At 62.4% G+C, this 14,308-nt stretch carries 12 protein-coding genes; 1 reads left to right on the top strand and 11 read right to left on the bottom strand.

The genetic code is table 11. The annotated features are described in order from the left end of the window. Positions 1-6 precede the first annotated feature (6 nt). Positions 7-636, bottom strand: a complete 630-nt coding sequence (locus EDD52_RS01100; RefSeq protein WP_132241181.1) for a DUF1326 domain-containing protein — start codon at positions 634-636, stop codon at positions 7-9. A gap of 18 nt (positions 637-654) precedes the next feature. Continuing rightward, the gene (locus EDD52_RS01095; protein WP_243651802.1) at positions 655-1,407 is read right to left on the bottom strand and encodes a DUF2182 domain-containing protein; all 753 of its coding nucleotides are present in this window, start codon (positions 1,405-1,407) and stop codon (positions 655-657) included. Between the two features lie 72 nt (positions 1,408-1,479). Here EDD52_RS01095 and EDD52_RS01090 point away from each other — a divergent pair, with 72 nt between their 5' ends. Beyond that, a complete protein-coding gene (locus EDD52_RS01090; protein WP_132241180.1) occupies positions 1,480-2,214 on the top strand; it encodes a FadR/GntR family transcriptional regulator in 735 nt (244 codons plus the stop codon). Between the two features lie 64 nt (positions 2,215-2,278). Here EDD52_RS01090 and iolB read toward each other — a convergent pair whose 3' ends face one another. The 9 genes from iolB to EDD52_RS01045 form a co-directional block, all read right to left on the bottom strand. Next, positions 2,279-3,085: a 5-deoxy-glucuronate isomerase gene (gene iolB, locus EDD52_RS01085; RefSeq protein WP_132241179.1), complete on the bottom strand. Its 807-nt coding sequence runs from the start codon at positions 3,083-3,085 to the stop codon at positions 2,279-2,281. A gap of 310 nt (positions 3,086-3,395) precedes the next feature. Next, entirely contained in the window at positions 3,396-4,232 is an 837-nt protein-coding gene (locus tag EDD52_RS01080) for an NAD-dependent epimerase/dehydratase family protein (protein WP_132241178.1), read from the bottom strand. Positions 4,233-4,289: 57 nt separating this feature from the next. Further along, positions 4,290-5,507 carry an NAD(P)/FAD-dependent oxidoreductase gene (locus EDD52_RS01075; RefSeq protein ID WP_132241177.1) on the bottom strand — a complete coding sequence of 406 codons (1,218 nt, stop codon included), beginning with the start codon at positions 5,505-5,507 and terminating at the stop codon, positions 4,290-4,292. Then, a complete protein-coding gene (locus EDD52_RS01070) occupies positions 5,504-7,216 on the bottom strand; it encodes a hydantoinase B/oxoprolinase family protein (protein WP_132241176.1) in 1,713 nt (570 codons plus the stop codon). The genes EDD52_RS01075 and EDD52_RS01070 overlap by 4 nt, the downstream gene beginning before the upstream one ends. Continuing rightward, a complete protein-coding gene (locus tag EDD52_RS01065; RefSeq protein ID WP_132241175.1) occupies positions 7,213-9,309 on the bottom strand; it encodes a hydantoinase/oxoprolinase family protein in 2,097 nt (698 codons plus the stop codon). The genes EDD52_RS01070 and EDD52_RS01065 overlap by 4 nt, the downstream gene beginning before the upstream one ends. A gap of 219 nt (positions 9,310-9,528) precedes the next feature. After that, positions 9,529-11,679: an esterase-like activity of phytase family protein gene (locus EDD52_RS01060; protein ID WP_132241174.1), complete on the bottom strand. Its 2,151-nt coding sequence runs from the start codon at positions 11,677-11,679 to the stop codon at positions 9,529-9,531. 165 nt (positions 11,680-11,844) lie between these two features. Next, a complete protein-coding gene (locus EDD52_RS01055) occupies positions 11,845-13,059 on the bottom strand; it encodes an ABC transporter permease (RefSeq protein ID WP_132241173.1) in 1,215 nt (404 codons plus the stop codon). Then, positions 13,056-13,733, bottom strand: coding sequence for an ABC transporter ATP-binding protein (locus EDD52_RS01050; protein WP_132241172.1), 678 nt, complete (start codon positions 13,731-13,733; stop codon positions 13,056-13,058). The genes EDD52_RS01055 and EDD52_RS01050 overlap by 4 nt, the downstream gene beginning before the upstream one ends. Beyond that, entirely contained in the window at positions 13,733-14,152 is a 420-nt protein-coding gene (locus EDD52_RS01045; RefSeq protein WP_132241171.1) for a hypothetical protein, read from the bottom strand. The genes EDD52_RS01050 and EDD52_RS01045 overlap by 1 nt, the downstream gene beginning before the upstream one ends. Positions 14,153-14,308 lie beyond the last annotated feature (156 nt).

The raw sequence follows: 14,308 nt of genomic DNA, 5'->3' as shown, positions 1-14,308 counted from the left end.
GCGCCCCTAGCGCGGCCCGTGCCAGTCGATCTGGCAAATCTCGGCAGACCGCCCTTCGAAGTCCCAGACGCGGCCATGCGCCCGGACGCGCGCCTTGGTGGCGGTGGCGACGGTAATGTCTGGCCCCATCCAGTAATCGGTGTTGGAAATCACGATCTCCTTGCCGCCGTTTCCCGTCACGGGCACGACCTCGCCCTGAATTTTCTTGCCCACCATCAGCCGCCGTGTGGCACCTTCAGTCTCGAACGACACCGGCGCGCGTTCGGCACCCAGAAATTCCGACACGAGCATGCCGAACAGGCCCGTCGTGCCGCGCGCCGCACCGCTGAAAATCGCGACCAGCGCGTCATAGGCGGCCTCGCTTGCGCGTTCGTCGATATAGGCGGCGGCCTTCCAGTTGCCGCGCCCCATATTGCCCGGAATATCCATGATCAGCCCGACATTGAGGCCAGACAGGATTTCGTCACCGAAAGCCCCCTCGTCAATGCGGATGCCGACCCATGCCTGACAGTAGCCCTCGGTGGGCGGGTGTTTTCCCAGGCTGACCACGCAGGGGCAGAACACCGTGCAGTTGCAGTTCAGGATCAATTCGCCCTTGAGCGTCCATTCGGGAATGGTGGTGGCGTCCAATGCCATGGTTGGGTCTCCTCCGTCTTAAAATAGGGGTAATGCACACCCGGCGACGATCAGCATCGCGCCAAGCGGCTTTGTCAGGTAGCGCCCGATTTCGGGCAGTTTTTCCAATGTCATCAACACCATGGCCAAGCCCATGAAGCCCAGGTTCATGGTGCCGCCAACAAATCCCAGAAGCATCAGCGCCCAACAGCAGCCGACGCAATCCAGCCCCAGCCGTAGCCCGTTGCGAAACGGGCCTTCGTCCCAGTGCTGCATGAAAAACGCCAATGGCGCGCGGCAGCGAGACAGGCAGGCGCCTTTTAATGCGCTGAACTGGTAAAGGCCCGCGCCGATCAACAGGGCCATAGTCAGGGGGAGAGACACGCTTTGCCCCAATCCGCCGATAAGGCCACGCTCGTAAAGGCTGACCTGCGCCAGGGCGGCCAGTGCAGAAAATCCGGCCCATGCCGTCAGGTATCCGCCCAGCAACTTGCCAAAGCCGGTCGCGGCAACGTTGCCCAGATCGTCATATGTCGCAAAGGCGGGCAGGGCGGTGGGGGCCATCATGGCGGCGCTCATCAATGCCCACATCGCGAAGGACGACAGGAACCCGGATGCGCCCAACCCACCGCTGCACAGGATCTCGATGATCGAGGCGCCGTAGGTCGCCTCCAGATCACGCAGATCTGCCGGTAGAGCCATGCTGAAAAGCAGCGCCCAGCACAGCAGAATGCCGCCAAAAAAGGCAAGCCAATGCGTTCCGCGCAATGATCTGATACGCAATGCGAGCAAGGGACCTCCTCCTTTCTTGCATTTCATGCCGTGGCGTGGGATTAAAATGCCTGACAATTAAATGTAAGACAAATGAAAAGAGACAAGCAAAATCAACGTTCAGACCTGCCGGCGCAGATTGCGAAGGCGATTCGGGATTCAATCCTGGAGGGTCATCTGACGGCTGATGATCGCCTGCCTTCCGAATCGGATCTGGCCGAGACGTTCGAGGTGTCGCGCCCGACCGTGCGCGAAGCGTTGAAACGGCTTGCCGCGCAATCCCTGATCCGCACGGAGCGCGGGGCGTTTGGCGGCGCGTTTGTCCGGCGGCTGTCTTACGGCGAGGCTCAAGCCCAGCACGCCACGACATCGACCCTGCTTTTGTCGATCAACGAGGTTGATTTCAAGGTCGCCTGCGAGGCGCGCTACGCGATGGAGAAATCCTGCACCGCGCTTGCCGCGCAGCGCCGCTCTGCCGATGATCTGGCGGCAGTGCGGGCAGAGATCCACCGCCAGAGCCAGCCGGAACTCAGCGACGAGGCGTTCTGCGCCTCTGACGTTGCCCTTCACCGTGCGCTTGTGGATGCGGCGTCCAACCCGATCCTGTCCTATCAGCTTGCCGGCGCTGTGGAAGCCATGCAGCCGTTGATGAACATGATCACCTTCAGCGCCCGGTCGCGCGGGCATATCGTCCAGTTGCACACACGGCTTGCCGACGCGATCGAGGCGCGCGATGCAACCGGGGCCGACGCCGTGCTGGCAGAGCTGGAGCGGTATACGCTGGAGCTGGGCGAACGTTTTATCGCGGCCCGACAAAGCAACGCCTGAGCAGGCTGTCCCCACCATCTGGAACGCGCGGGCATCGGGCTGAGCCAGGCTCGCCAAGCGGCGTTCAGGCGTCGCGTTTCATGATCCAGTCGACCTCTGGGGCAGGCACGAAGCGCCATTTGCGCAGCGGCCCGGCCATGACATTCAGGTAGTACATCTCGAACCCGTAGGGCGCACCGCAGGGGTGATGCCCGCGCGGCACAAGCACCACGTCGCCGTCTTTCACAGCCATCGTCTCGTCAAGGCTGCCATCATCGGTATAGACGCGCTGAATGCCGAACCCGTCAGCGGGGTTCAGACGGTGGTAGTATGTCTCTTCGAGATAGGTGATGCGGGGAAAGTCATCCTCGTCGTGGCGATGACTGGGGTAAGAGGACCAATGACCTGCGGGGGTGAAGACTTCCGTGACCAGCAGGCTGTCGCAGTAATCCTCGTTCTCCATCGCGATGTTGTTGATATGGCGGGTATTCGTGCCCTTGCCGCGTTCTGTCAGCGTGATGCCGTCAGGGCCGATGCGGCGTGGCGCGTGCCCGCCAGTGCCGGGGGCAGAGCAGACAGCCAGCACGCAATCGGTCGTGGCCGTAGCCTCCCACTCGGTGCCGTTTGGCAGGTAGAGGCAATGCGGCGGGGTCTTCTCGAAAACGTTTGCCCGGTCGCCCAGGACACCCCAGTCCTGCCCGGCGCCGGTGATGCTGGCCTTGCCCTCGACCATCACGAGGATCACTTCCCGGTCGCCTGTAACCTCCGACGCGGTATCGCCCGCCCGTAACCGATAAAGCGAGAAACCGACATAGCGCCAGCCTGCGCTTTCCGGCGTGATCTGGTGCACCTTGCCGCGCGTGCCGAAGGGTTTTCTTTGCAGCTCTGCCATGACAGTTTTCCTTCTCAGGGTAGCGGGTCAGTGCCCACCTTCCGGGTCAATCGGGGCGTAGTATTTTCGGTTGCGTGCAATGGGGCTGATCGTCCTGTTTATCCGGCGACCCCCTTGCCCGCGCGCCGCTTTCTGCGCGTTATCCCAGATCTCGCAATGCCGTGCAAACAGCCTGCCCACGGCCCCGGACAGGCCGGATGGCAGGGTGCAAGAACGCGCCTGCCACGGGCGCCTTTGCGGACACGGTTTGATAGCGCCGGGACTGCGCCGCAGCACAGATCGCAATTGCAGGGCCCCTGTGATGGCGCGGTCAGGTCTTTTTCCGGTCATCCACAATATTCATGGTCGCGACGCCGCTATTGCCAAGCTCGACCGAGGCGAAGGGCCCGCCGTGGCACATGTTGCCCGGGTCCTGATGGTCGAGCGGCCCGGCTTCGGCAAAGACGGCCTCGGCAAACTGTTCCGCGTTGTCCTTGGGACGATAGCCAAGAAAGGCAGCCTTGGCATTGTCGACCGGGGCGCGGTCATTGTTGGACACGCCGTAGATCACGCTGAAGCCGGTGACAGGCGTGTCGATGGCCCGCTGCACAAGCTGGATCAGGTCATCATAGGAGAGCCAGGATCCCACGGCGCGGGGGTTGGTAACCTGTGCGCAAGAGAGGATGCGCAGACAGACGGCCTCCACCTGACGCTTGTCCCAATACATGCTTGCGAGGTCTTCGGCAAAGCACTTGGCCAACCCGTAAAACGTGTCGGGCCGGTGCGGGGCGTCGGTGCCAATGAAATCGGTCTTGGGGTGCATGCCGACCGCGTGGATGGACGAGGCATAGACCACCCGGCGCACGCCGTTGCGATAGGCCGCCTCCCAGACGTTATAGGCGCCGATGAAATTCGGGCCGAGCAATGTCTCGAACGGGGCCTCGTCGCCGATGGCGCCGAAGTGAACAACCATGTCCGCCCCCGCCAGCAGATCGACCATGGCGTCCAGGCTTTCGAGGTTCGCTGCCACATAGCGCTCGCCGGGATAGAGCTTGCCAATATCCTCTGCGAGATCGGTAGAGACCAGCTCCTCGCACATCTTCGAGAGGGGCTCGCGCAGGTAGGAACCCAAACGTCCGGCAGCGCCGGTAAGAACAAGCTTTTTCATGTCGGTCAGGCTTTCTTTGTCGTCGGAAGGTCAAGCAGGGGGCGGAGGATACCGCGTTCAGATGATTGCCTTTTCAAGGATCGGCCGGTCAAGCACCAGCCTTTCGTAATCGAAGGGGCGCAGGTCAAGGCTGCGATATTCGCCATGCACCAGAAGCTCTGCCGTGCCGCGCCCCATGGCGGGGGATTGCTGCAACCCGTGGCCGGAAAACCCGTTGAGGAAGAAGAAATTTTCCACATCCGTGTGGGGCCCCATGATCGCGTTCTGATCAAAAGTGTTGTAGGCATAATGCCCCGCCCATTCGCTTTGCACCTTGATGGCCTCGAATTGCGGGATGCGGGTGGCCAGGATGGGCCAGACGTGATCCTCCCACAGGGTGTGATCCATTGCGAAATCGTCGTAATCCACAGCCGGGTCAATCGCGGTATGCGCCCCGCATTGATACGTTCCGCCGCCATATTCACGCACGTGAACGCCCGACGGATCGATTGTCAGCGGAAGATCGCGGTCCAGTGGCTTTTCGGCAGAGAAGACCCATGTAAAGCGTTTGCGCGGCTCCACCGGCAGGTCAATCCCGGCCATGGCAGAGGTCCGCGCGGCACGCGGCCCCGAAGCGTTCAGAACCTTGCCGCAAGAGACAACCTCGCCCGATTTCAGCGTCACGCTTTCGATCCTTGTGCCGGCCGGGTTCTTCGTCATGGCGACAACTTCGTTGCGGATATACTCCACGCCGCGTTCACGGGCCTGCCTGCGCCAGCAATCGAACACGGCCGTCCCGTCCCAGAACCCTTCATCCACAAGGTTGATCGACCCCAGAACGATGTCATCCAGATTGTAGAACGGGTAGTCGCGCCGGATGTCATCGGGTGTCATCAGCTTTGTCGCGGCACCTGCTGCCAGCTGAACCTTCTGGTTCTCGCGCAGGACATTGGCAAAGCCTTCGTTATCGGCCAGGTACATGTATCCGAAATTGTGGATCGACAGGTTGGGCGCGCGCTCGTCCCCGCCCATATAGCTGCGCAGGTTCTTTACGAAATCGGCGGCGAATTGCGAGATGCGGACATTCAGCTCGTTCGAGAATTGCTGCCGCATGCAGGAATTCGTGTGCATGGTAGAGCTGTTCTGATAGGTCGGGTCACGCTCCACCACCAGCACGCGGCCGTCGAAATCCTTTTGCTCTGTCAGGAACCAGGCCGTGGACGACCCCATGATCGCCCCACCGATGATGACGATGTCATAGCTGGCGTGGTTCGGGGCCTGCAAATCAGCGGTCATGCACTATCCTTTCCTGCGCGAATGGCAGCTTCGACCTCGGCGATATCAGTGCTGCTGAGGCCGTAGTCGCGGCGCGCGGCGTCAGCCGTGATATAGCCGCGCAGCAGGTCGCGTTTGACGGCCTTCTCGGGCCGGTCCTTCGGGTCGCCATAGCCCGCCCCGCCGGGAAGGGAGAGCATCACCCGGCGCCCATGCGGGACGAATTGCTTGCCCTTACCGCGCATGGGCGATCCGTCATCCTGTGCGATTGCCGTTGGCGCGCCCGGATGCCCGCCGCGCCGTCCACGCGCGGGATGTTCGACCCGGTCGAACATTGCCTGAAAGTCGAACTCATGCCCTTCGCGGGCGCCGACTTCCATATACTGGCCCAGCCCGCCGCGCTGCTTGCCGGCGCCACCGGAATCGGGACGCAGCTCCTTGCGCCAGATGATCACCGGGCCTGCATGTTCGGTGGCTTCGATCGGCATGGTCATCACGCCAGAGGGGAAAGCCGTGGCGTTCAGCCCGTCATGCTCGGGCCGCGCGCCGGATCCGCCGGAATTGAAGGTCAGCACCTCCGAGCGCAGGGCGTTTTTCGGGGCAGGGGCATCTGACCGGGGCCGCAGCGAGACCTGGAAGTTGCACAGACAGCCCGCGCCCTCGGCAGGCACGACGCCGGGCAGGATCTTGTCCAGCGCGTCATAGACCGTGTCCGGCACGAAATGCCCGATGATATGGCGCAGGGCGACCGGCGCGGGGTGGACGGCGTTGACGATGGTACCCTCTGGCGCCGAGATCCGGAACGGCTCCAGCGAGGCGGCGTTATTGGGAATCTCGGGGGCAATGGCGCATTTCAGGGCATAGCACGCATAGGCCTTTGTATAGACCAGCGGACAGTTGATGCCTTTCTTGTCGAGCCCCGAGGTGCCTTCGAAATCCGTCAGGATGTGATCTTTCGCGATGGTCAGTTTCACGCGCAGGGTGATCGGCGTGTCGAACCCGTCCACCGTCATCTCTCCGCTGGCGGTCTGGCGGGGCAGGGCGGCGATCCGTTCGATCATGGCACGACGGGAATTGTCGAGGATGAAGGCGGCGATCCCCGCCAGATCCACGAGGCCGAATTCATCCATCATGTCGGTCAGACGCCTGTGGCCGATCTCGTTGCAGGTGGCCAGTGCATACATGTCACCCACCAGCTGATCGGGTTCGCGGACATTGCCGCGCACGATGCGGATCAGGGTTTCATCCACTGTGCCACGTTCGGCGAATTTCATGATGGGCAGGTAAAGCCCTTCCTCGTAGACGCTGGCCGCATCCGCGCCGAACCCGCGCCCGCCAATATCGACGATATGGGCGGTACAGGCAAAGAACCCCACCAGCACCCCGTTGTGAAAGGACGGGCTGACCATTGTAATATCATGCAGGTGGCCGGTGCCTTCCCACGGGTCGTTGGTGACGTAAACATCGCCCTCAAAGATGTTCTGACGCCCGATCCGCCGGATGAAATGCGCGACCGCATCGGCCATGGCATTCACATGCCCCGGCGTGCCGGTCACGGCCTGGGCCAGCATCCTGCCCTGAACGTCATACACCCCGGCAGACAGATCCCCCGCCTCGCGGACGGAGGTGGAAAAGGCGGTGCGCACAAGCGCCTGCGCCTGCTCTTCCACGACCGAGATCAGCCGGTTCCACATGACCTGATAGGCGACGTTGGAATGCTCATTCGTCATGCCTTGTCCTCCGCTGAGGTTTTGCGCCGGATGTCGATACATCCGTCTTGCTGGCGGATCGCGCGGCGGCTGGCAGGCAGGATGATCGTCGTTTCATCCTCGGTAATGGCTGCGGGGCCTTGGACGATCTGCCCGGTTTCCATGGTATTGCGCTGCACCAGACGGGCCTCAACAACCGCACCCGTGGCCGCGTCGAACACGTGCCTTTCCCCGCAGACAGGTGCCATGGCGGCGCCCGTGGTTTCGGGGGTCCGGGCAACCGTTTCAGGCGGGGTGGTGGCATTCACCGACCAGACGGTGATTTCCACATCCATTCCCGCGACGGGCCGACCGAAAAGCCGTGTGTAGTCCTGCTCGAAAAGCTGTTCGAAACTTGTGCGCCGAGGGGCCATCGCCTGTTCTTCGGACAGGATGATCGGGATTTCCCAGCCCTGCCCGGAATAACGCATGTAGACCTTGAATTCGGACAGGATCTCGCTTTCCGGGTCGCAATTGCGGACGAATGCGGTGGCCTCTGCCCGAATATCCGTCAGCAAGCCCTTGATCTTATCGGCGTCAAAATCCGACAGCTTCATGTAGACAGAGCGGTTGGCCTCGAAACTGAAGGGCGCGCGCAAAAACCCGATGGCAGAGCCCACACCCGCCCCCGGCGGAACCAGCAGCCGGTCGATGCCCAGCTTTTCGCAAAGCCTGCCGGCGTGCAGCGGCGCCGCGCCGCCAAAGGCGATCATGGTGTATTCCGACAGGTCCTCGCCATTCTCCACCGCATGCACGCGGGCGGCATTGGCCATGTTCTCGTCCACCACCTCGCACAGCCCGAAGGCAGAGGTCTGCGCATCCATGTCCAGCACCTCCCCCAGAACCGAGGTCAGCGCCGCAGCCGAACTGTCCGCATCCAGCCGGATCGATCCGCCTGCAAAATTGTCGGGGTCGAGCTTGCCAAGGATCAGGTCGGCATCCGTGACGGCGGGTTTTGTCCCACCCCGCCCATAGCAGGCCGGGCCGGGCTCGGATCCGGCGGATTCCGGCCCCACGCGGATCTGCCGCAGGCTGTCGACATGGGCGAGCGATCCGCCCCCCGCGCCGATTTCCACCATGTCGATCACGGGGATCGAGATCGGCATGCCAGACCCCTTCTTGAACCGGTAGGTGCGCGCCACTTCGAAAACGCGGCTGGTCTTGGGGGTCTGGTTCCGGATCAGGCAGATCTTGGCCGTGGTGCCGCCCATATCGAAGGACAGGACCTTGTCCAGACCGTAACGCGCCGCGATATTGGCGGCAAAGACAGCGCCACCCGCGGGGCCGGATTCCACCAGCCGCACCGGGAATTCAGCCGCGCTTTCCAGCGATATGATGCCGCCGCCGGAATGCATCAGGAAGATGTTGCAACCCACGCCCTCGTCCCGCAGCCGCCCTTCGAGCCGACCGAGATAGGATTTCATCAGCGGTTTGATATAGGCGTTGGCGACGACCGTGTTGAACCGTTCGTATTCGCGCATCTGCGGCGAAACTTCGGAAGAGATCGACACCATCACCTCGGGCAGTTTTTCGGCCAGCACCTCGCGGATCATCCGCTCATGCGTGTCGTTCAGATAGGAATGGATCAGCCCCACCGCGACGCTGTCATAGCCACCTTCGGCGATCTCGTCGGCCAGCGCTTCCACCTCGGCACGCTCCAGCGGGATCAGGATCTGACCCAGCGCATCCACCCGCTCGCGGACCGTATAACGCATCTGGCGGGGCAAGAGCGGTTCCGGCAGGGTGAGGTTCAGATCGTATTGTTCGAACCGGGACTCGGTGCGCATCTCAATCACATCGCGGAAACCTTGCGTGGTGATCAGCGCCGTCCTGGCGCCCCGCCGTTCGATCAGCGCATTCGTCGCAAGGGTGGTACCGTGGATGATCTGGCCAATCTCGGCGGGCGTGATCGCAGCCTTTGCACAGACCTGCGCCAGCCCGTCAACAATCGCGTCCTCCGGCGCGGCATAGGTCGTCAGCACCTTGGTGGAGTGGATCTGCCCTTCGGCCTCCAGTACGACATCCGTGAAGGTGCCGCCAATATCCACACCCAACCGGGGCGCTGATTTCTTCATGTACCCTCTCCGTCAGCCTGGATGCCGCAACCGCGTCGGAACAATGCTAAACATCAATTTGGTGGCGTTAAAAGCGCAATCGCATCGTCCGGCGGCGTGGCGGTTGAGCCCACATGCCGGGCGCAACGGGCGACCGGCATCTTGAAGCGGAAACGGGCAGGTACATGAGAAACGGCGCGCGGTTTGACCCGCGCGCCGCCTGTATGCAATTTCAGTGGTTCAGAAACGGCCGGGGGACCAGAAGAACGTCTCGCCAGAGCTGTCATCGACACCGTCATTATCGGTGCTGATCCAGGCCGTGCCATCCGCAAAGATTGCCAGACCTTCGACCTTGTCGACGACATAGCCGCCATTGGCCGCGAGGTCGGGGATCAGATCGCGCACCTCTTCCTTGCTGACCACTGGCAAGACGCTGCCAAGGGGGGCAGGCACCATTTCGGCGGCCGGAATGCGGTAGACCTTCTTGATCTTGGCAGCCGCGCCAATCTGGTTGTCACGCTCGACCACGTAGAAGAAATCACCCTGCGCGACGATCTCGGACAGGCCGACCCAGCCGGTCTCCGCCGCAGCCTTGGGGTAGTGAACAGCGCCCCATTCCTTGGAGGCAATGTTGTAGGCCACCAGCTTTACGTGGTCGGCCGGGTCATCCGCCCATTCGCGTTGCACCGCCATCCAAAGCGTGTCGCCGACCCTGGTGATACCCTCAAAGCCAAAGCGCTTTTCGACGGCCAGCAACTCTGCCGGAAGGCTGATCTCTGCCTCGATTTCGCCATCGGCGTTGACGTGGTAAATCGCATGCGGGATCACGCGGTCCGTGCGCCCTTCGGAGGCCAGCCAATAGCCGCCTTCGCCGTCCAGCGTGATGCCTTCAAGGTCCAGCTTCTGCGCGGCATGGCCTGCGCGGGTCACCGGCAGCGCCTTGGTGATCCGGGCGGGCGTCACATTCGTGTCGATGGTGAAGATCGTGGGCTGGTAGCCGTAAAAGCTGTCATTGACCGCGTAGACGATGCCGTCTTCGCCAGCGACCATGCCAGAGATCGCACCCCAGCCGATCAGCGTGTCAGCACCGGCAGAGGTCAGCTGCGGGTAGGCGGCAGGGGCCTCTTGATATTCATAAATCATGACATGGCTGCGCACGCCACCATCCTCAATGAGATCGGCCTCGTTCGCGGTGACGAACAGGTTGCGGGACGGAATCGCGATGGCGCCTTCGGGGGCGATGCCCGAGGGCAGCATCTGCTTGAGGACGGGCGCTGTCGGATCGCTCACATCATAGACGCCCACGGTCGAGGCGCGCTCTGCCAGGATGAACGCGTAAGGCGTGTCGCCGAATGTGGCGAATTCCATGCCCTCTGGCTCTGCCCCTTTCGCGTCAGAGCGTTTGTCGGGGTAGTGGCCGGTCTGGATGATCGCATGCTCAAAGCTGTTGCCCGCTTCGAAAACCTCGGTGCCGTCCTTGTTGAAGATCGTCCAGCCACGTGCGCCGCCATCCATGTCGCCCTCGTTGGCGATGGCAAAATGGGTGTCGTCGATCCACTGAACCCCGTCCGGCTCGCGCAGGCGACCTTTCTGGCTTTCGTCAAAGATCAGCGCGCCCCGTTCGTCCGTGGCATCGATCTGGTCCAAATCAACGGCACCGGCAGAGAAATGGTTGTAGATCTGTCCGTCTTTGAAGATCACGACGATGTGGTTGTTTTCCTGAAGGGTGACCACGATTTCACCCAGCCCGTTGATGTCGACGAATTCAGGCTCGGGGTCTTCGGGGGAAATTTCGGCCATCCCGGTGACATCGATCTTGTTCAGGCTGTCGCAGACAGGTTGCCCCTCTGCCACGTTCAGCGTCACGACATAGCCGCCGGGGGCCTGACCGGTGCGGCCGTCACCCGCGTCTTCGTCTCTTTCATTTTCGATGGCCACGGCGATGAAGCTGCCATCCCTGGCCGATGCGGTGCTGTCGGGCTGACCGCCCAGGTCGCAGACGGCGAGTTCGTCCATGGTGTTGATGTCATAGGCCTTCAGCAGGCCGGACGGCTTGGTGTAGCTTTCGGACGTGTTCACGCCGACGAAGGCGGTCGTGCCGATGATCGACACGGCGGTGGGTTCACCGCCGACATCGATGCTGCCCTTGGCGGCAGGCGCTGTGGGGTCGGAGATGTCAATGAAGCCAACGGCGCCCAGGGGGCTGTCGGAATAGGCCAGCGTCATGCCATCGGCGGATGCGCTGATGATCTCGGCCGAGGATTCCGCCGCCGGGTCTGCGTTGTTCGCCATGGTGGCAAAGCTGCTGATACGGTTGAAATTCATCTCCGCGGCAGCGGTCGTTGCGACAAGCGCCAAGGCGGATGTCGTGCAAAATAGTCTGAATGACATGAAGTCTTCCCCAAGAGAGTGTAAACGCCGCTTTCAACCAAGCGTGCATGACCCAAAGGTGACAGTTCCATAAAGGTTTTGTGACGTCCGGGGGCGGTTGCAGGACGCCACGGGGAGGGGCGTACCGGCAGGAACCGCCCCCGGCCTCAGTTTGCGGGGTCAGGCTCAGCGCAGCTGCGAAAGCGACGCTTTGCGAAAGTGCGTGAGGGCAGGGACCACGGCCAGCAGCGCGCCCAATCCGATGACGATGAGGGTCAGCCGTATCTCTGCCCACCCGATGCGTGCCGACAGGCTCAGCCCGGTCTCATTCGCGAAGATGGCAGAGATGGCGCGCGCCGTGACCATGCCAGAGGCAAGGCCCAGCACAGCGCCGGCAAGGATCAGGCCGACCATATAGATCCACATGACCAAAAAGATATAGCTCCGCGTGGCGCCCAAGGCCCTGAGCAAGGCAAGCCGCGCACTGTAAAGCTGCATCAGCGCGATGACCCCGGACAGGATGGCCGCGATCACCAGTGCTTGGGTGGCCGTGGTCAGGGCCGACATGATGCGCCGGACATCGCCCATATAGGCATAGATCTCCGTCAAGGCTTCGGCCGGGAAGAAGGCGGTTGTCCGGTCGGTTTGCCAAAGGCTGCGCAGCCAGTAGGCATCGCCCAGACCGCGCGGTTTGAGCACGACAGCCGGGACGGGGCCAAGCGGCCCGTCCGGGGTCAGCTCACCGGGAACGCCTTGATCCGGTGCCATGAGGGCGTGGGTGGACCAGCTGTATTGGATCGGGACAAGCACGGCAGAATCCCAGGCCGTTCCGGTCGGGGCCATGCGCCCGGTGACATGCAGGCCGCCATGGCTGTCTTCATCGTCATGGTCGTCCTGCTGCGAAGCCTCCGCGCCGATCCCGCCCTGACCATGTGCGGAATGAATGGTCTCGCCAATCTCGAAGGGAAGGTTCGCGCCGATGATGGCGTCGTCCTCGTGCTGCCACATCGCGCCTTCGATGGCACCGGCTGTCAGGTGGCGCACCATATCGCGGGTGGTGCCGATGATGGGAAAACCTTCGGCATTGTCGCCAAAGGCAATCGGGGCGGCAAATTCCGCTGCCGGGTCGGCGAGGATTTTCGACAGCGTTTCGGCGGCGATCAGTTCAACGGCGGAGGGGCGCAGATACACGACGTTGAACAGGATTTCCGTGCGGCTGCCGGGGGCTGCGATGATCAGGTCAAACGGATCGGATGCACGCGCCGATCCTTCGCGCATGCTGCGTTCCTGCGCGATGATGGCAACCCCCAGCGCCATGGCAATCGCGATGAGCAGCAGAAACAGCGCAGAGGTGAGCCAGGTCTTGCGAAACAGGGCCAGAACGATGGGGAACGGGTTCATGCGGGCACCTCTTGGCGCAGGCGTCCGCGCGCCAGCTCTATCAGGCGGTCAGCGGCGGCAATCAGCGCGGGGTCATGGCTGACGGCCATGACGAAACGCCCCTCGTCCTGCGCAAGACGGCGCAGCGTTTCGATGACGGCAGCACCGGCGGCGCGATCAAGCGAGGCCGTGGGCTCATCCGCCAGCAGGATCTGCGGATCGAACAGCAGCGCACGGGCAAGGGCGACGCGTTGCCGTTCGCCACGCGACAGCTCTGACAGGCGCCGCCGTGATGCGGGCACGCCCAGATCGGACAGCAAGCCCTTTGCCCGCTGCCGCAGCTTACCGGCGCGAAACCGCGAGAACCACGCAGGCACAAGCACGTTGTCCAGCGGGCTTAGCTCTTCGATCAGGTGGAAATCCTGAAAGACCAGCCCGACATGATCGCGCCGCCATCTGTCACGGGCGGTTTCGGACAGGGATGATATCTCCTGACCGGCCCAGTCGATCCGGCCTTCATCGGCGGCTTGCATGCCGCAAAGCGTGTTCAGAAGCGTCGTCTTGCCGGAACCCGACGACCCGGTCAGCACCAGCAGCGCCCCGGGCCTGGCGTCCAGCCGCGGGATATCCAGAACCTTGAAACGGGTGCGCGCGGCATCCTCGAAGGTCAGCGACAGATTGGTGACATGCAGCATCAGGCGCGCTCGAATTTCGCGTCGGTCAGGCGCAGGCGGCTGACGAACCCAAGCTCCGGATCTTTGTAAGTGCCCAGCTCCAATTTGCCGGTGGCGATGATCGGAACATTGAAGGGCAGCGGCGTGATCTTTCGCTTTGCGTAGACCGCGACAATGTCCGACGGCCATTCAGCCTCGCTTTCGCAAAAGGGGCAGGTGGCCATCGGGCGGCGGGTAAGGACAAAGAAATTCGTCTCAGCCTTGAGTGGCGGGGCCATGTAGCCGCGCACTTCGATCTTGCTGCCCTCCAGCCGAAGCGCGGTGTCAGAGAAACTCTTGTTCTTGTTGTAAAGCTCGCGAAGCTTGATCGGTTCCGACCACGCCACGTTGGGCAGGAAGACTGCACATGCAGAACCGTAAAGAAACTGGCGACGATCCATGAGTGATCCTTTTGACGCGTGCGGTCTGACAAGCGTGCGAAATACGGGCTGCTTGTCGCGGGCCGTCCGGCATTCCGCGCTCAACACCGGGATATTCTGAACGGGAACGGAGCCGCGCATCGAAACGCGGCCCCGCAGGTCGATTTCGACTTGGCG

Source organism: Primorskyibacter sedentarius, assembly GCF_004342065.1.
GTDB lineage: Bacteria > Pseudomonadota > Alphaproteobacteria > Rhodobacterales > Rhodobacteraceae > Primorskyibacter > Primorskyibacter sedentarius.
The sequence above is the reverse complement of the archived record's forward strand: the minus strand, read 5'-3'. Positions and strand labels throughout refer to the sequence as shown.

What these genes read in the sequence shown, in the direction of transcription:
- EDD52_RS01100 (WP_132241181.1), bottom strand. Translation starts at nt 636, where the DNA reads ATGGCATTGGACGCCACCACCATTCCCGAATGGACGCTCAAGGGCGAA.
- EDD52_RS01075 (WP_132241177.1), bottom strand. Translation starts at nt 5,507, where the DNA reads ATGACCGCTGATTTGCAGGCCCCGAACCACGCCAGCTATGACATCGTC.
- EDD52_RS01060 (WP_132241174.1), bottom strand. Translation starts at nt 11,679, where the DNA reads ATGTCATTCAGACTATTTTGCACGACATCCGCCTTGGCGCTTGTCGCA.
- iolB (WP_132241179.1), bottom strand. Translation starts at nt 3,085, where the DNA reads ATGGCAGAGCTGCAAAGAAAACCCTTCGGCACGCGCGGCAAGGTGCAC.
- EDD52_RS01050 (WP_132241172.1), bottom strand. Translation starts at nt 13,733, where the DNA reads ATGCTGCATGTCACCAATCTGTCGCTGACCTTCGAGGATGCCGCGCGC.
- EDD52_RS01090 (WP_132241180.1), top strand. Translation starts at nt 1,480, where the DNA reads ATGAAAAGAGACAAGCAAAATCAACGTTCAGACCTGCCGGCGCAGATT.
- EDD52_RS01070 (WP_132241176.1), bottom strand. Translation starts at nt 7,216, where the DNA reads ATGACGAATGAGCATTCCAACGTCGCCTATCAGGTCATGTGGAACCGG.
- EDD52_RS01080 (WP_132241178.1), bottom strand. Translation starts at nt 4,232, where the DNA reads ATGAAAAAGCTTGTTCTTACCGGCGCTGCCGGACGTTTGGGTTCCTAC.
- EDD52_RS01065 (WP_132241175.1), bottom strand. Translation starts at nt 9,309, where the DNA reads ATGAAGAAATCAGCGCCCCGGTTGGGTGTGGATATTGGCGGCACCTTC.
- EDD52_RS01045 (WP_132241171.1), bottom strand. Translation starts at nt 14,152, where the DNA reads ATGGATCGTCGCCAGTTTCTTTACGGTTCTGCATGTGCAGTCTTCCTG.
- EDD52_RS01055 (WP_132241173.1), bottom strand. Translation starts at nt 13,059, where the DNA reads ATGAACCCGTTCCCCATCGTTCTGGCCCTGTTTCGCAAGACCTGGCTC.